Source organism: Citrobacter sp. Cpo147 (assembly GCF_030332405.1).
Lineage (GTDB): Bacteria > Pseudomonadota > Gammaproteobacteria > Enterobacterales > Enterobacteriaceae > Citrobacter > Citrobacter portucalensis.
This window is the reverse complement of sequence record NZ_JAOWHX010000030.1, coordinates 415061-432903: the sequence shown is the minus strand read 5'-3', so window position 1 is coordinate 432903 and position 17843 is coordinate 415061. Positions and strand designations below refer to the sequence as shown.

Genomic DNA, 17843 nt, shown 5'->3' with positions numbered 1-17843 from the left:
ATAATTTCTCTCCGTTGGGCTTAGTTCAGGGCTTTTTTCAGATGTTCAGCCAGCTCGGCGATGGCTTCTGCTGAGTCATTTTCCAGAATGATGTGCTTACGTTCTGTTTGTGGCGGAACGGTGAGGCTCACCAGTTCTGCTAACGGTGAGGCAGGTGTCCAGCCAATATCGCTGGCTTGCCACGGTGTGACCGGTTTTTTACCTGCGCCCAGAATGGCTTTCATCGAGGGAATACGTGGCGTGTTGATATCCGAGGTTACGCACAGCACGGCGGGGAGCGACAGTTCAATCACTTCAACTTCGTCTTCCAGCGTACGTTCAACCACAATGCGATCGCCGTTACGTTGGATGTTGCTGACGGCGTTAATCACCGGAAGTTGTAAGAGTTCGCCAACCAGTAAGCCAACCTGCTGGGCGTAGATGTCTCCAGACCCTTCGCCGAACAGCATCAGGTCGAATTCAATGTTTTTGGCCGCGCAGGCCAGCGCCTGAGCCGTGTCTCGCGGTAATGAATGCTCCAGTTGGGGATCCTGCACCATAAACAAACTGTCCGGCCCGCGGGACAGTACGTCTTTACGCACTTTGGAGTTTTGCAGTAGCGAGCCGCCAACCGTTAAGGCGACAATTTCATCACCTTCCGCACTAAGTTGCGTCGCGGCCTCTATTGCATTCAAATCAAACTGACTGATTTTGGCATCGGCCCGGTCAAAGTTAAGCGAACGTTGTGGGGTAACAACAATGTCCTGTTCTTCAGGCACCAACTTAAAGCAGGTTATTAGTTTCATGGCATCTCCAGTGATTCTCGTGTGGATGATGACGGGGAGTGCCATCATCAACAGTAGGGAAAATTGACTGAAAATAGTGTGCGGCAGAGGGAGACTGTTTTCGACGGGGCAATCTGTTTTCATTCCCAACAATCTTGCAAAAAAAAGGACTTTAGGAATGCTGAGTTTATGAACGTAAAGAAGACGTCGGGTGTTAAAGTGATAAACATGGAAATAAAATCGAGGCGCTTTTTTGAGAAATGGATCATATTTTTATGCGATTCTGCACGCACTTTGTTTCTGGTGTGTAAATTATTATTGCTGACTTAATAACATTTATACTTTCCTATTATTTTAAAATAAAAACAATTTGCACGAGCAGCGTGCTGGAGTTGGAGGTGTCATCTTGCAGACGACGCAAATAATTTTGTTTAGCCTTGACAGAATAACGTTGTATAACGTCATCATCGTTTTTACTTTTCGATATTAATTATCCGCAAAATAACTGCCTTTCGGTGGAGGTTGTCATGTATCAACGCTGTTTTGATAATGCCATGGAGACCCTTTTTGAACAGGGGAAAACCCCGAGATTTTCGCGATTCGTCATCAGTGATGATCCTAACTGGGAGTCGGGCCATCATGTTCATGACAATGAAACAGAGCTTATCTATGTAAAAAAGGGTGTCGCAAGACTAATTATCGACTCTTCGCTGTATGTCGCGCATGCGGGTGATATCGTGGTGATAGAACAAGGGCGGTTACATGCGGTTGCTTCAGATAGCAGCGCACCTGCAACCACTTACACCTGTGCGCTCTACGGCTTTCGTTTCAACGACTGGCAGGAGAACCAACTCTTGCAGATGCACTCGTGTCCGGTTATTAGCGTCAGCCAGGGCAAAGAGGTTATTAAAAGTATCTTTAATGAACTGAGTGTTATGCTCCCGCAGAGCAAGAATAACCTGACGTCTTCCGCTTATGACGCCTTCGCTTATGCATTAACCGTTTTATATTACGAAAACTTTAAAAATGCTTATCGTTCTGAGCAGGGATATATTAAAAAAGATATTTTAATTAAAGATGTGTTGGTTTATTTAAATAACAATTTCCGAGAGAAAATTACGCTGGAACAGTTGTCTAAGAAATTTCGTGCCAGCGTGAGCTATATCTGTCACGAGTTTACTAAGGAGTATCGTATTTCGCCGATTAATTATGTGATTCAGCGGCGAATGACAGAGGCAAAATTTGCCCTGACGAATACGGAGTCCTCGTTGGCAGAAATTTCCTGGCGGGTAGGGTATGAAAACGTCGATCACTTTGCCAAACTCTTTCAGCGGCATGTGGGTTGTACCCCCAGCGATTATCGTAAGCAGTTTAAAAATAACCTTGTAGAACAGGAATGTCTGATGCCAGAAATATGATTCACCTGGCACGTGCCGGATAACGCATTTGCGCTATCCGGCAAGTATTACTGCTTACTTATTCTGATAATCTTTCAGGATTTGGCGACCCGCGACGTAAATCATGATTTCATCTGTACCACCGCCAATGCGTTCACAGCGGACATCACGCCAGAAGCGGGAAACGCGTGCTTCGTCGGTGTAACCCAGCCCACCCATAATCTGAATGGCGTCATCAATCACTTCCATTGCAGTACGTGCACAATACAGTTTTGCCAGCGCTGCACTGGTGCGCAGAGACTGTTCCTGATCGGCCTGCCAGGCGACTTTTAACACCATATTGCGCATGTTATCGATTTTAATCGCCATCAGCGCCAGTTTTTCCTGGATCATCTGATTGTGACCAATTGGCTTACCGAATGCGATGCGCTGGTTGGCGTAACGGGCGGCATCTTCGAAGGCGCATTCAGCAAAACCGGTACTGCGCGCAGCGTTGATCAAACGTTCCATCTCGAAGTTGTACATGACGTTGAGGAAACCCATGCCTTCCTCTCCGACCATATCACTTTCATCCACTTCAACGTCATCAAGATAGACTTCGCATGTGCTGAGCATATGCCAACCGATTTTGTGCAGCGGATTAACCTTAATGCCGGGTTTCTTCGAATCGACCCACCACAGCGTAAAGGCTTTTTTCGGATCTTTTGGTTCTGGATCGCGGGCCAGTACCAGCATATATGGATACTCTTTCGCGCCGGTGATAAAGGTTTTCTGCCCGTTGAGATAGACCTTACCGTTTTTGCGAGTGTAACTGGTGGTCGCGCTGTTGTTGTCGGAACCCGCTCCCGGTTCGGTTAATGCCAGCGCATACGCTGGATCGCCAGTTTCCATGGTGCTTTCTGCGGTCTTACGCAGCTGTTCGGCGGATCCAAAACGACGCATACTGTGAATGCACTGACCGTTAGTGATCAAAAAAGCGGGTGCGCCGCATTTTGAAACTTCCATCAGCGCCAGCATCTGTGTGACGTAATCCGCCGGGATGCCACCAAACTCTTCCGGAACGCCCAGCATCGAAATACCGTTGTCCGCCAGGGCACGCATAAACTCTTTCGGGTAGGTCGCCGTCTGATCACAGGTACGGAAATATTCTTCCGGGAAATTGCTGGTAATCAGTTCTCGAATACTGGCAAGTAGCAGTTCTTGTTCTTCAGTTAAAGAAAAGTCCATCATGGTACTCCTTTTAATTGGCGGCGTCGGGTAATACAAAACCCATCGAGGCATCGATAAATAATCTTTCGTCCATCAACTTCAGATTTGGCGAAATAATTGGCGTGAAATCCATCTTGTCCAGGATGTCTTCCTGTAAAGAGACTCCCGGTGCAATTTCGATTAAATGAAGACCATCTGCTTTTAACGTAAATACAGCGCGTTCAGTGATGTAACGCACATCAAGTCCACGTTCGAGAGCAATTTTTCCGCTGAAAGTTACTTCAGGTAATTCGTTGACGAATTTTTTCACCCGACCTTCCTGCACAATATTTAACTTGCCATCGGCAACTTCCGTTTTCAGACTTCCGGCAGTTAACGTGCCGCAGAAAATAATTTTTTTGGAGGTGGCGCTAATATCGATAAAACCGCCGGTACCCATGATTTTGCCATTGAATTTATGTACGCCGACGTTGCCGTGGCGATCCACTTCGGCAAAACTTAAATAGCACACATCCAGCCCGCCACCGTGATAGAAGTCAAACTGGGAGGTCATATCCAGAATGGCGCGGGTGTTGACGTTGGCACCGAAAGCAATACCTTGAGAGGTGATGCCGCCAATCGGACCCGTTTCGACTGTCAGAATAAAATCGTCAGCACAGCCTTCTTCGCGCGCGACGAGACCAATGCCATCCGCAATGCCTACACCAACGTTGCCGACCGCACCTTTGCGCATTTCAAACAGGGCGCGTCGGGCCACCAGTTTACGCTGATTGAGCGGCAGGGAAGTTTGCTGGCTGTCATCAAGAACAAAATCGCCAGAGATAAAGCGGTTAACCGGCGCGCCACCGTACAGTTGCGTTTGGTCGGGGTCGATGACCACAATATCGACCAGATAGCCTGGAATACGTACCGACTTCGGATGCAACGTGGCTTTCTTCACCATTTTTTGCACCTGCATCATAACAATGCCGCCGTTATTGTGTACGGCCTGGGCAATCACCAGCGCATCGAGATACATAACTTCATCTTCAAAGGTGGCGTAACCTTCACTGTCACAGGTGGTGGCGCGAATAAAGGCGATGTTTGGCGCAATGGCTTTGTAATACAGGTACTCTTTGTTATCAATTTCCACCAATTTGATCAGATCTTCGGTGGTCACTTCATTCAGCTTACCGCCCTGTTGGCGAGGGTCAACAAATGTACCGATGCCGATATCACTGAGGATACCTGGCTGGTGAGCCGCCGATGCACGCAGGGTTTGGGTTAATACACCCTGAGGATAGTTATAGGCAGCAATTTTATTTTGTTCCGCCAGGTCGGAGATTCGTGGTGATTGTCCCCAGTGTCCGCATAATGCCCATTTGACTAAGCCTTCCTGTGCCAGCGGGCTAATTCCCCGGTCGGCACGGTCACCCAGACCTGTAGGACTAATCAACGCTAAATTTCGTGGTGACTGAGAGTTTTTATATTTTTCAGCCAGTGCATTAATTAATGTTGTTGCTTCGAGAATACCCCCGCCTGCACCTAATACACAAAGAGTTGCTTCATCAGGAATATAATTGACTGCATCTGCAGCGGATAATACGGGTACCCGACCATCTATACGATTTGGCCTTGAAAATTTCATGTGAACTCCAGATTATATGCGTGCGTCTACCTGTCGCAATATTCGACAATAATATTGTGAGTTATATAATAACGCTTAATTACCGGCCAGATATCCGTGGTTAGACGAATATCTGGGGTAGGGCATTACTGATATTTATATGGATATATCTGTAATTAAGCCTGATGCAATATTGTCAATACAGTACGCAGGTCGGTGACCGAAATTTGTCCTGGTGCGGAGGCTTTTTTTACTGCCCCAAAGGTTGCCGCTGAACCGAAAATCTCACCAGACAGACGTGAAATCACCCCTGTTTTAGCCATCGACATGGTGATTATCGGGCGATCGGCATAGCGTTCTTGCATTTCCAGCGTGGCACTAAGCAGCGTCAGAACATCCGCTTTATTTTGCGGCATCAAGGCAATTTTCGGGATATCTGCGCCCAGTTCCTGCATTTTACGCAAGCGCTGAACAATCTCTTCCGCGGCTGGTGTCTTATGAAAATCGTGATTGGACATAATCACAAAGACATTTTTCGCGTGCGCATGCTCGACGGTCGCTTTGACCAGTTCGTCTCCGGTAAACAGTTCCAGATCGATCATATCCACCAGACCGCTGTCTACTGCCGCGCGGTTAAGTGCAATATAGTGCTCAACAGACAGAGCCTGTTCACCGCCTTCTTTGGCGCTACGGAAGGTGAAAAGCAGTGGTTTGTCAGCCATCACATCGCGGATGGTGCGCGCAGCTTCCAACACCGCCTCAATGGAAGAGACATCGGTGAAATGGTCTACGCGCCATTCCAGAATGTCGAAATCCGCTTCGCGATAGGCCAGCGCTTCGCTTTTTACCGTTGCGATGTCTTTACCCATCAGCGAGACAATGATCTTCGGCGCACCCTCGCCAATAACGAGGTTTCTTACGGTTACGGTTTTCATTGATTACCCTTTAACTATTGTACAAATGCTTGCCCGTCAGGCGGCAAAACCCATAACCTGTTTCACATAATCCAGTGGGAAATCTTTCCCGGTCCAGAGCTTGAACTGTTCAGCCCCTTGCCACAACAACATGCCGTAACCATCAATTGTTTTGCAACCAGCATTTTGTGCCTGCTGCAATAATTTGGTCATATGCGGGTTGTAGACGCATTCGGTTACCAGCAGTTCCGGACGCAGCAGGGAAGCGTCGGTCACGAGAGATTCATTTTCCAGCGGCTTCATGCCGACTTTAGTGCCGTTGGTCAAAATATCTGCGCTGGCAAGTGCGTCAGCAAAAGCCTGGCGATCGGCGAGATCGATAACGGTGACCACGCAGTCGGTGTTTTCATTGACGCGTTTGGCAAACTCCTGCGCTTTGGTAAAAAATTCATCCTGGCGGTTAAAGAGTTTAATTTCTTTGATGCCTTCAATCGCTGCCTGTGCACCAATGGCCGTCGACGCACCGCCTGCGCCCAACAGTACCATGGTTTTACCTTTGATATCGAAACCACTTTCCTTAATTGCACGAATATGGCCCGTGCCATCGGTATTGTAACCACGCAGGTAACCATCATCATTGACGATAGTGTTAATTGCGCCGACCAGCTTGGCTGCAGGTGTTAATTCATCAACATATTCACATGCCAGCTGCTTGTTCGGCATTGAGACCCCGGTACCCCGCATCTTTAAGGCCTTCAGCCCGGCAATGGCATTAGCAAACGTTGAGTTATCGACTTCAAACGCCATGTAAGTGAATGGCAATCCCGCTTTTTCTAATGCCTTATTTTGCATTTCAGGCGACAGACTGTGTCTGATAGGGTAGGCCATCAAACCAATCAGTTCATATTTTGCAGTTACGTCCATTTGATACTCCTTCTAAACAATCTATTGAAAATAACGCTCGCCCAACCGCACATCATTTTTGGGGATATCAAATACGCGGTAGTAACGAATAAAGACGATGATGGCGGTGACAAAAGCCAACAGAGCAAATGCAAGGTCCAGCAAAATAATGTATTGCAGACCAATGTTAGAGAGGTATCCGGTGATTAATGGGATAATAAAGTTAGCTACGCCACCCATCATCATATAAATACTGGTGACTTTGGCTTTGCTCCTGGGAAAGAACTCCGACATCACCGAAACACCGAGCTGTAAAATACCGCCAGCGGCAGAAAACCCAATGAGAAATGAACCGGCGTTACAAACCAGCGGAGATGGGTATAAATAGATGACGGCTGCGGTGATGGTTGCCAGTCCGGCGTTAAATACATTCGCCCAAATAGGCCGTACCCATTTTTTCAACAGTGCGGCAAAGATAAATACGCAGACCAACGAACCCATACTGTAGTAAGAGATTGTTTTCAGGGCGTCGGATTCTGCCATACCGGCAAAGGCCATCGCATATTTCGGCATCCAGACCACGATGACGTAAAAAGTCGAAAAGGCAGCAACACCAAACATGACGGATGCCACACCTTCCAGCCAGACCAACGGTTTACTGTTCATCTGTGGCAGATCTTTCGCGATGCCAGCATCCACCATCTGGCTGGGGAAACGACTTTTTAGCAGCATCAGGGTAATGACTACAAACAACGCACCCGGGATAATGACCGCATAACCGTACCAGATATGGTTGAGCAGCATGGTGCTGACGACGATGGGATAGATCATCTGCCCAAACGATACCATAGCTTTTACCAGGATAACGGCTGAGCCAGAGGCTTTAGGGAAGCATTCCATTAACGCCGGGTACCCACCGGTATCCAGTGCCGAGTTTGCCACGCCAACGCAAACGGCCAGAATAAAGGCAATCATCAGATTAGGGCTGGCGGGAATACCGAAGAAGAACAGTATATAAAGAATCGCCCCTAACAGAATGATAGCCCGACGACCAAATTTATCTGAGAGCACGCCAAAGAATAAGATGCTCACCAGTCGCCCCAGACCAATGCCTGAAATCAAATAGGCAATTCCTGCATTGTCGGTGGAAAACTTTTCTGCAAGAGAGGTCATATTTTGCGCCAGTGTTATGACGCTAATACCGTGTAGGAAATAACTTAAATAAATACAGGTTATCGCCAAAAGAAATGGCGTATTAAAGGTCTTGCTTTGAGACATTTTCACAACTCCTTGCGGATTTTAAAATTGTTCTGTGCTCGTCGATATTGTTTAAATTGCGGCGACCTTGTAATTAATATACCGGGCGGCAGCCACAGAACCTACATAGCATGGCGTTTAAGTTACCAGGTATATTGCATAACACACTGTGAAATTGAACTCTGCCAGCCGGTGTTTTGCTGATATTTTAAAATATATGCCAATTATTTTGCAGAAGGGGGGAACAATATTGCATCCACGCTATTCTACGGCTTGTATCATTTTTAGCTGATGCTTTGACGCGATGTGGCTGCGATAACCAATAAACAACGCCAACAGGAACCCGACAGCAGCTATGCCAGTATCAAACCACATGATGTGAGCAATACTGGTTTCTGAGAGTTTTGCTGTTATCAATGGAATGGTGAAGGTCGCAATGCTGCCCGCGCTATAGTAAATCCCGGTCGCTTTACCCTTCGCATGCGGAAAGCGTGCGGCCATAAGCGTTAAACCGATTTGCACAACGCCCCCGGCGGAAGAAAAACCGATGACAAACGCAAAGATAATGACCACGTAGGGTGTCGGATGCAGACAAACCATCAGCAGTGCGACAAATGAGATAAACGTATACAGCATCAGCATCGATGTCGCGCGTTCTGCTTTTCGCGCCAGCGGAGCGGTGATCAGCACACACAGTAGAGAGCCGCAGGTATAAATGCTTAACAGTTTGATAGATAACGTATAGGACATTCCGGCGACAAACTGTCCGTATTGCGCCAGCCACTGGCTTACCAGGTAAAATGTTGCCATTGCGATGTAGCCGTACAGGGTGTAACTGGCAAGGTCGAGCAGGGAGCAACGATGTTCAGGTTGTGCGGTTTCCCGTTCTGCAGGTTGAGCCCGGATGACGGTATGAGGCCCGGGGTGTGGCGGAAACCGACAGCGAAACAAAAATACGCCGTTGAGTACCATAACGGCTGCAGCCAGCAGGAAGGACCAGCCAAACCAAAGTTCGGCCCACACCAGCAGACTGATAATCATTGGCAGCAGGAATTGACCGCTGGAGACGAAGGCTTTTATCAAAATATTGGCCGTGCTGGGTGAGCGGGGGAACGCCTCCATCAGGCTGGGATAGGTTCCGGCATCGAGAAAACTGTTTGCCATTCCTGCTAAAAAACCAAAAGCATAGGCAAGAACAATACTGTGAGTATTTATGATGCCAATAAAGAAAATCAGGTAGCAGGTCATACCAAGGATAATAAATGGTCTGCGACCGTAGCGATCGGAAAGCATCCCTGCCACTAATAAAACGCTTAAGCGGCCGATACCGAGTGAGGAAATAACAATCGAGACGCCCGCAGCATTGGTTTGCCACTGTTGTTCCAGCGAAGACATATTGAGGCTCATCAGAATGACCCCCATGCCGTGAACCAGGTAATTTAGGTACAGCCCTATCGCAGTGGAGAAATAGGTGTTTTTCATAATGTGTTACTCAGCGAAGAGGCTAAATAGGTATGGCGTTGCAATCTCTTAACACATACGCTCGAGATCGTGAGCATAGAGTTCAACAGCAGCCGACTGATAGATTTTCCAGTCGAGAAAACCATCGTGGTGATAAACCGCCTGAAAAGCGTTCAGATCGGGGAAAAAACGCATGGTGTTATTACCGATACGGTTATTTATTTTGTCGATAATTGCATTAATTCTTAACTTCCTCCTGGCTTTCATTTCTGAACAAATGCGGATGATGTCGTCTGGAATTTCTCTTTCACCCTTTTCCCATTGTTGCCAGGCGGAAACATTGTCATCGCGCGCGATATACCTCGCGCTTTCTTCCACCGTCATAGCAAAAATATGGCGGATCGCCTGTAGCTCTAATGCGTTCATTATTTGGTCACTTCATAAAAGACGTTAGAATAGTAATAACATTGCTGTGGATATTTCGGCTTGAAGAGAGTCACAGTATTTTGTGCAATATTATTTGTTCCTTGACGGGGAAGATAATGTGTTGGTGCGTTAAGGTTGGTGGAGTGGCGCGCGAAGGATAAAAAAAAGCCCATCGTGGGAGATGGGCAAAGACTACACACAGCAATTCGTTGTTTCACTCAGGGGATTTCCATGCTTATAAATCAATGTGTTGATCTAAAGCCATGGGCTAATAGTAGGCATAGTGATTTTTTACGTCGATCAGATTCATCTCAATAGTTTAAAAACTGTAAAGGATTTGCGACACAAATGATTATTTTAAGAAAGACAAGGTTAGGTCTAATCCCGCAAGAGGGAGGATTGATTAGTATTGTTAAACAATCAGGCGGCGCTGCCGCCTGATGTTGGATTACTTATTGCGTTCGATTTCAGCAATTTCTTCGAGGATTTCATCCGGATTGGTACCTGGCGCAGGAGCTTCGTTTACCCAGGCGGAGAACAGACGCCAGGAAACGGCCAGTACCACTGGGCCGATAAACAGACCAATCATGCCGAAGGCAATCAGTCCACCGATGACCCCGGAGAGAATCAGGATCAGTGGCAAATCGGCACCCATACGAATCAGCATCGGTCGAATCACGTTATCCAGTGTTCCGACCACGCCGCTCCACACCAACAGCACGGTGCCCCAGGTGGAATCCCCCGTCCAGTATAGCCAGATAATGGCCGGAATCAGCACCGGCAACGGCCCCAGCTGCACCAGACAAGACAGGATCATCAATACCGCCAGCAGCGTGGCGTAAGGCACGCCGGTTACCGCCAGACCAATTCCCCCGAGCACTGCCTGCACCAGAGCGGTGACCACAACGCCTAATGCGACTGCGCGAATGGCTTGCGCGGCCAGCAAAATGGCAGCATCGCCACGTTTAGAGGCAAGACGGCAAGCGAAGTGACGAATACCTAATGCGACCTGTTCACCGCGCCAGTACAACAGGGCACTGAACAGCAGCATCAGACCACAGTGCATCATAAAGCGGCCGATATGCGCGGCCTGACCGACGAACCAGGTGGTGGTGGTACCGATATAAGGACGAACCTTGGCCATAATGGCCGAGCCGCCCATATCCAGTAAGCTGTGCCATGCGCCATACATTTTGGCACCCACCAGTGGAATGCTGTTCAACCATGCCAGATCCGGTAGCGTCATATCACCTGCGGTTACGGCATGGATTAGCGGCCCGCTGCCATCGACGATACTGTTAACCAGCAGCGCGATGGGGATGATGAACAACAGCACTAACAACAGCGTCATCACCAGTACGGCAAGTGAACGGCGTCCCCAGAGCAATTTTTGTAAGCGTAGCAGGATAGGCCAGGTCGCAATGACAATCGTGCCTGCCCAGGCAAAACCAAGGATAAAGGGCTGAACAATCCAGAGACAGGCCACAATCAGGATGGCTAAAAACAGCACCGATAGCAGCACTTGTGCAATATCCCTGGGCTGACGGAAATTTACCATAAATACTTTTCACCTTTGTCTTTGCGCCAGAACGTTGACGCGACGTGAATACTTAAATGACACCCTGTAATGATGAGCAATTTCAGCGGTTTTGAACAGGCGGATTCTGCCTGTAAATCTGCTGAGCGTATTAGAAAAAAATGTGATACAACAAACAAAGCAACACGCAAACGATTAAATTCACAACACAGACCGCAGGAAAGGGTCACTATAATGATTCCACAAATTTCTCAGGCGCCAGGTGTCGTTCAACTGGTGCTCAATTTTTTGCAGGCGCTGGAGCAGCAAGGATTCACGGGTGATACGGCAACGAGCTATGCCGATCGTCTGACAATGTCGACGGATAACAGTATTTATCAGCTGCTTCCTGATGCTGTCGTTTTCCCTCGTTCAACCGCAGATGTGGCGCTAATCGCCCGTCTGGCGGCAGAACCGCTTTTCTCGTCGTTGATTTTTACCCCACGCGGCGGCGGCACCGGGACCAACGGTCAGGCGCTGAATCAGGGCATTATTGTTGATATGTCCCGCTATATGAGCCGCATTATTGAAATCAACCCGCAAGAAGGTTGGGTGCGGGTAGAAGCCGGGGTGATAAAAGACCAGCTCAACCAGTTTCTGAAGCCATACGGCTATTTCTTTGCCCCCGAATTATCCACCAGTAACCGGGCAACGCTCGGCGGGATGATCAACACCGATGCGTCCGGGCAAGGATCGTTGGTTTACGGTAAAACTTCCGATCATGTGTTGGGCATCCGTGCGGTGCTGATGGGCGGTGATATTCTGGATACCCAGCCCATGCCGGTCGAGCTTGCCGAAATGCTGGGTAAAAGCAATACCACGATTGGCCGTATCTATAAGACCGTTTATGAGCGTTGTCGTGATAACCGACAGCTGATCATGGATAAATTCCCGAAACTTAATCGCTTCCTGACGGGTTACGATCTGCGGCACGTCTTTAACGATGAGATGACCGAATTTGATTTAACCCGCATTCTTACCGGCTCTGAAGGTACGCTGGCGTTTATCACCGAAGCCCGCCTTGATATCACGCCACTGCCCAAAGTCAGACAGTTGGTTAACGTTAAGTACGATTCGTTTGATTCGGCGTTGCGTAACGCGCCGGTGATGGTGGAAGCGCGCGCACTGTCGGTAGAAACCGTCGACTCCAAAGTACTCAATCTGGCGCGTGAAGACATCGTCTGGCACTCGGTAAGCGAACTGATTACCGATGTAGCGGATAAAGAGATGCTGGGTCTGAATATTGTCGAGTTTGCCGGTGACGACGAAACCTTGATTAATTCGCAAGTCAGCGCACTCTGCGAACGCCTGGATGGGTTAATCGCTCGTCAGGAAGCGGGCGTTATTGGCTGGCAGCTGTGTACCGAGCTGGCGGGTGTCGAACGTATTTACGCCATGCGTAAAAAGGCCGTCGGTCTGCTGGGCAATGCAAAAGGTTCAGCGAAGCCAATTCCATTTGCCGAGGATACCTGCGTTCCACCGGAGCATCTGGCTGACTATATTGCCGAGTTTCGCGCGCTGCTCGACAGCCATGGTCTGAGTTACGGCATGTTCGGCCACGTGGATGCTGGGGTGCTGCACGTCAGACCGGCGTTGGATATGTGCGACCCGCAGCAGGAAGTGCTGATGAAACGCATTTCTGATGATGTCGTCGCGCTGACGGCAAAATATGGCGGTCTGTTGTGGGGTGAGCACGGGAAAGGTTTCCGTGCGGAATACAGTCCGGCATTTTTCGGTGATGAACTGTATCGTGAACTGCGCAAAGTGAAATCGGTGTTTGATCCGCAAAACCGGCTCAATCCCGGCAAAATCTGTCCACCGGAAGACGTTGATGCGCCGATGATGAAAGTGGACGCGGTGAAACGCGGAACGTATGACCGTCAAATCCCGCTGGCCGTACGCCAGGAGTGGCGTGGGGCAATGGAGTGTAATGGCAACGGGTTATGCTTTAACTTCGATGCGAAAAGCCCCATGTGTCCGTCGATGAAAATCAGCCTTAACCGTATCCATTCTCCGAAAGGGCGAGCTACGCTGGTACGTGAATGGCTGCGTCTGTTGGCCGATCGCGGGATCGATCCTGTGCAACTGGAAAAAGAGCTACCGGAGAAACGCGCCAGTTTACGCACGCTGATTACCCGTACCCGCAACAGCTGGCATGCACGCAAGGGCGAATACGATTTCTCGCACGAAGTAAAAGAGGCGATGTCAGGGTGCCTGGCGTGTAAAGCCTGTTCCACACAGTGTCCGATTAAAATTGATGTGCCGGAGTTTCGCTCACGCTTCCTGCAGCTGTACCACACGCGTTATCTGCGCCCGTTGCGCGATCATATGGTGGCGACCGTTGAGAGCTATGCACCGCTAATGGCGCGGGCGCCTAAAACGTTTAACTTCTTCATCAATCAGCCGCTGGTGCGACATCTGGCTAAAAAGCACATTGGAATGGTTGATTTACCGCTGTTGTCTGCGCCATCGCTGCAACGCCAACTGGTGGGACATCGTTCCGCCAATATGACGCTGGAACAGCTCGAATTACTCAGCCTCGAGCAAAAAGCCCGTACGGTGCTGGTGGTGCAGGACCCTTTCACCAGCTATTACGATGCGCAGGTGGTCGCTGATTTTATACGTCTGGTAGAAAAACTGGGTATGCAGCCGGTACTGCTGCCGTTTTCGCCAAACGGCAAGGCGCAGCACATTAAAGGCTTTTTAAACCGTTTTGCCAAAACGGCGAAAAAGACATCCGAGTTTCTTAACCGTGTAGCGAAGCTGAATATTCCGATGGTGGGAGTTGATCCGGCGCTGGTGCTTTGTTATCGCGATGAATACGAGCTGGTGCTGGGAGAACTGCGGGGTGATTTCCATGTGCTGCTGGCCAACGAATGGTTATCGAAAGCTGTGGAAACACAGCAGTCAGTCGCTGTTGGCGGTGAACCGTGGTACTTCTTTGGCCACTGTACCGAAGTGACGGCTTTGCCGGGCGCGCCTGCACAGTGGGCGACTATTTTTGCTCGCTTTGGCGCAAAGCTGGAGAACGTCAGCGTGGGATGCTGTGGTATGGCTGGCACCTACGGGCACGAAGTGAAAAATCACCAAAACTCATTGGGGATCTATGAGTTATCATGGCACCAGGCAATGCAACGATTGCCGCGTAACCGTTGTCTGGCTACAGGGTACTCCTGTCGCAGCCAGGTTAAACGCGTTGAAGGTACGGGCGTTCGCCACCCATTACAGGCACTGCTGGAGATTATAGGATGATCTGGAAACGTGAAGTCACACTCGAGGCGCTCAATGCCATGGGTGAAGGAAATATGGTTGGGTTGCTCGATATTCGTTTTGTGCATATTGGCGACGATACGCTGGAAGCGACGATGCCGGTGGACCATCGTACTAAACAACCCTTTGGGTTGTTACACGGCGGCGCATCCGTGGTGCTGGCGGAAAGCATTGGTTCGGTAGCGGGCTACTTATGTACTCAGGGTGAGCAGAAAGTGGTGGGCCTGGAGATCAACGCCAACCATATCCGTTCTGCACGGGAAGGGCACGTCAGGGGCGTATGTCGCGCGTTACATACTGGTTCTCGTCACCAGGTGTGGCAAATAGAAATATTCGATGAGCAGGGACGATTGTGCTGCACGTCGCGTCTGACGACCGCAATTTTGTGATGCATATTGCTTTTGGTCATTATCTGCACAGGGAATGGTGTTATACTGTGCAGGTTTTGAACACAAGCGAGGATGATATGTCTACCCAATTAGACCCGGCCCAACTGGCAATAGAGTTTTTACGTCGTGATAAAACCGATCTTTCACCGGCTCAGTACCTGAAAAGGCTGAAACAGCTTGAGCTGGAGTTTGCAGATCTGTTAGCACTCTCTTCAACTGAACTGAAAGAAGAGATCTATTTTGCCTGGCGCATGGGCGTTCATTGATTCCGGTATGCTTATCGTAACGAAACCCCGACACGCGTTCGGGGTTATTTTTTGCCTTAAAACTTCATTACCATTTCATCTCGCCGCTATTAACTTTTGCACTTAGTTCCAGCGAGCTTACGTCCGCCAGATCTGGCCATGCTGCCGTCATGGTTTTAATCACATAGTCCGATCCTTTCTTCGCCCCTAGCGCCTGCTCAAACGACTGCAAATAGTCCTGAGTGAAGCGGATCGCTTTATCGCCGGTTGGGCGTTCACCAATGTAATGACCCGGGACCACCTGAGTGGGCTGTAAGCTCTGCATTTCGCTCAGCACGCTACGCCATGCACTACGTTGTTGTTCAGACTGTGTATCCGCCGTCCAGACGTGAATACCTGAAGCCACGCCTGTGCCGCCAATAATGGCTCGATTCGCCGGGATCCAGATATACGCTGCATAATCGTTGGAGTGACGCAGTTCCAGCGTTTCGCCATCAACCGTGAACTGCGTTTGCGTAGTCGCCTGCGGAACGGTGAGCGATGTTGGCGCGCCGTCCTTCATTTGCGGGCCCCAGAACTGCAGCTTGGCCTCTTTGGTGGCGCGGATATGGTCTACCACCTGCGGCGTTGCCAGGACTTTTACCTGTGGGAAGGCTTTGACGATGGGTTGCAGACCAAAATAGAAATCCGGATCGCCGGAAGTGATCACGATAGCCTTCAGCGTTTTACCGCTGGCGCGAATCATCTGTACCAACTGTTCGCCATCTTTGGTGCTGAACTGGGCGTCAAACAAAATCGCCTCTTTTGGGCCAGAAACCAGCGTCGAAGAGACCGGAAAAATAGCTTTGTCCTGCGGATTATAGACGTCCAACTGTAGCGGCGCGGCGAAAGCTGAAGACGCAAACAGAGGTAACAGCAGAGCCAGAGTTTTAATTTTCATACCAGGTAACCTTGTGCAGGAAATTGTCTTTTGATAGTTCCCGTATTTTAAGGCAATTCGGATCTGTTAGAATTCCCTCATTAGGACATGCTGAGTTTCATAAAACGATCGGATGGGATGCAATGGACAGAGTGATGGCGGCAACGGTATTCAACCATATCTGTGATTTGGGCAGTCTGAGCGCTGCCGCGCGTGCGCTGGGGCTTTCCCGTCCGATGGTCAGTCGTTACCTTGACGAGATGGAAAAATGGGCAGGTGCAAGGCTTATCCATCGCTCATCGCGTCGCTTGACGATCACGCCAGCGGGTGAAGAGGCATTACTGAAGACGCGTTCTCTGGCGCAACTTTCGCTGGACATAGGTGCCGCCAGTGGCGCGCAAATTCCCTCCGGCACGCTACGTGTGGCCTGCGCCCATTTTACTGCCATGCATATTCTTGCTCCGGTTCTGCCGTCGTTTATGGAGCAATATCCGCAATTACGTATTGAGGTGGAGATCAATAATCAACCGGTAAGCCTTGTGGGGGAACGCATCGATGTGGCGATCCGCATAACGGAAAATCCCGAGCCAGGAACCATCGCCCGTCGGTTGGGCGACTGTAAATCGGTACTTTGCGCGTCCGCAGATTATTTGCATCAACATGGCACGCCTGAGACAATCGACGATCTCACACGGCACAATTGCCTTTACTACAGCGGTTTTGCCGGACAATCCTGGCACTTTGTGGATGCTCAGGGGCAGTCTGTCTCCGTTGCAATCAAAGGGAATTTGAGTGCAGGGATCTCTTCGCTGCTCTGCGAGTCGGCGGTGGCAGGAATGGGGATCGCGTTGGTGCCAGAGCTGGAGGCGCAGGAAGGGCTGGCGCAGGGAAAGCTAATTCGATTACTGCCAGAACTTCAGCCTAAATGCCTGCCGATTTATGGTTTATACCTTTCACGTGAACATCAACCCGCAGGGCTACGCCTGCTGCTGGACACGCTCAGTGAGGCACAGTGTTAAATATGTGATTGAACGCGTTTATAAAAGAGTCAAACCGCAATTAGTGTTAAAAAAAACTAATCAGTGTATGAGATTCTTCTTATCGCCCCTTCAAGAGCTAAGCCAATATGAGTGCCGGAGATAAGCGCCGGATGGGGCCGGAACCCTTAAGCCTGCCAACAAGCAGACTTAAGGGTTTTTTGTTGCTTGTTTATTATTTGAATTGTTTTTCCCTACCTTCATCCCCACCTATCCCTTAAATAGACATTTTCTATACATCTTTTGTCATTTGACCTGACTGAACGATTGGATTTTCATAATCCATTATTAATCAATGCATTGAACAAAATAATCCATCCCTGTAAACCCTCGTTGCAGGGTCTATGCTTAGTAAAAGTAGCCAAAAAGGGCGATTAACCCGAATGCCCCTGCTGTTGAGGGGTTGAAGTGATAATCATTATCACTAACATGATGTTATAGCTTTAAAGCTAGTGACTCGAGGTAACCCT

At 49.3% G+C, this 17843-nt stretch carries 15 protein-coding genes and 1 other RNA gene; 5 read left to right on the top strand and 11 right to left on the bottom strand.

Annotated elements, in window-relative coordinates; genetic code table 11:
- Window positions 1-20 precede the first annotated feature (20 nt).
- Window positions 21-785 (bottom strand): electron transfer flavoprotein, encoded by a 765-nt coding sequence (locus OGY06_RS04680; protein ID WP_003832614.1) that lies wholly within the window; start codon window positions 783-785, stop codon window positions 21-23.
- 506 nt (window positions 786-1291) lie between these two features.
- On the opposite strand from OGY06_RS04680, the gene OGY06_RS04675 reads away from it, so the two are divergent.
- Window positions 1292-2182 (top strand): AraC family transcriptional regulator, encoded by an 891-nt coding sequence (locus tag OGY06_RS04675; protein WP_126956229.1) that lies wholly within the window; start codon window positions 1292-1294, stop codon window positions 2180-2182.
- A 54-nt stretch (window positions 2183-2236) separates the two neighbouring features.
- On the opposite strand, the gene OGY06_RS04670 is transcribed toward OGY06_RS04675, so the two are convergent.
- From OGY06_RS04670 to ydiK, 9 genes are all read right to left on the bottom strand, one after another.
- On the bottom strand, window positions 2237-3388 hold the full coding sequence (locus OGY06_RS04670) for an acyl-CoA dehydrogenase (RefSeq protein WP_003832619.1): 1152 nt from the start codon (window positions 3386-3388) through the stop codon (window positions 2237-2239).
- 13 nt (window positions 3389-3401) lie between these two features.
- Entirely contained in the window at window positions 3402-4997 is a 1596-nt protein-coding gene (locus OGY06_RS04665) for an acyl CoA:acetate/3-ketoacid CoA transferase (protein WP_126318305.1), read from the bottom strand.
- 155 nt (window positions 4998-5152) lie between these two features.
- Window positions 5153-5911 (bottom strand): type I 3-dehydroquinate dehydratase, encoded by a 759-nt coding sequence (gene aroD, locus OGY06_RS04660; RefSeq protein WP_003832623.1) that lies wholly within the window; start codon window positions 5909-5911, stop codon window positions 5153-5155.
- A 36-nt stretch (window positions 5912-5947) separates the two neighbouring features.
- A complete protein-coding gene (ydiB, locus tag OGY06_RS04655) occupies window positions 5948-6814 on the bottom strand; it encodes a quinate/shikimate dehydrogenase (protein ID WP_063941508.1) in 867 nt (288 codons plus the stop codon).
- Window positions 6815-6835: 21 nt separating this feature from the next.
- Window positions 6836-8071 carry an MFS transporter gene (locus OGY06_RS04650; RefSeq protein WP_003832627.1) on the bottom strand — a complete coding sequence of 412 codons (1236 nt, stop codon included), beginning with the start codon at window positions 8069-8071 and terminating at the stop codon, window positions 6836-6838.
- A 240-nt stretch (window positions 8072-8311) separates the two neighbouring features.
- Window positions 8312-9532, bottom strand: a complete 1221-nt coding sequence (locus OGY06_RS04645; RefSeq protein WP_003832629.1) for an MFS transporter — start codon at window positions 9530-9532, stop codon at window positions 8312-8314.
- A gap of 48 nt (window positions 9533-9580) precedes the next feature.
- On the bottom strand, window positions 9581-9937 hold the full coding sequence (locus OGY06_RS04640) for a YdiL family protein (RefSeq protein ID WP_126956230.1): 357 nt from the start codon (window positions 9935-9937) through the stop codon (window positions 9581-9583).
- A 157-nt stretch (window positions 9938-10094) separates the two neighbouring features.
- Window positions 10095-10202, bottom strand: an RNA gene (gene rprA, locus OGY06_RS04635) — antisense sRNA RprA.
- A 183-nt stretch (window positions 10203-10385) separates the two neighbouring features.
- Window positions 10386-11495, bottom strand: a complete 1110-nt coding sequence (gene ydiK, locus OGY06_RS04630; protein WP_003832632.1) for an AI-2E family transporter YdiK — start codon at window positions 11493-11495, stop codon at window positions 10386-10388.
- A 213-nt stretch (window positions 11496-11708) separates the two neighbouring features.
- On the opposite strand from ydiK, the gene ydiJ reads away from it, so the two are divergent.
- From ydiJ to OGY06_RS04615, 3 genes are all read left to right on the top strand, one after another.
- Window positions 11709-14765, top strand: coding sequence for a D-2-hydroxyglutarate dehydrogenase YdiJ (gene ydiJ, locus OGY06_RS04625; RefSeq protein WP_286604836.1), 3057 nt, complete (start codon window positions 11709-11711; stop codon window positions 14763-14765).
- A complete protein-coding gene (menI, locus tag OGY06_RS04620; protein ID WP_003030541.1) occupies window positions 14762-15172 on the top strand; it encodes a 1,4-dihydroxy-2-naphthoyl-CoA hydrolase in 411 nt (136 codons plus the stop codon). Before ydiJ ends, menI begins: the two co-directional genes overlap by 4 nt.
- Before the next feature lie 77 nt (window positions 15173-15249).
- Window positions 15250-15438, top strand: a complete 189-nt coding sequence (locus OGY06_RS04615) for a YdiH family protein (RefSeq protein ID WP_003030540.1) — start codon at window positions 15250-15252, stop codon at window positions 15436-15438.
- A 67-nt stretch (window positions 15439-15505) separates the two neighbouring features.
- Here the strand turns inward: OGY06_RS04615 and OGY06_RS04610 are convergent, their stop codons facing one another.
- A complete protein-coding gene (locus OGY06_RS04610; RefSeq protein WP_193133950.1) occupies window positions 15506-16357 on the bottom strand; it encodes a Vmh family MBL fold metallo-hydrolase in 852 nt (283 codons plus the stop codon).
- A 122-nt stretch (window positions 16358-16479) separates the two neighbouring features.
- Here OGY06_RS04610 and OGY06_RS04605 point away from each other — a divergent pair, with 122 nt between their 5' ends.
- Entirely contained in the window at window positions 16480-17355 is an 876-nt protein-coding gene (locus OGY06_RS04605; protein ID WP_063941511.1) for a LysR family transcriptional regulator, read from the top strand.
- The last annotated feature ends 488 nt before the right edge of the window (window positions 17356-17843 follow it).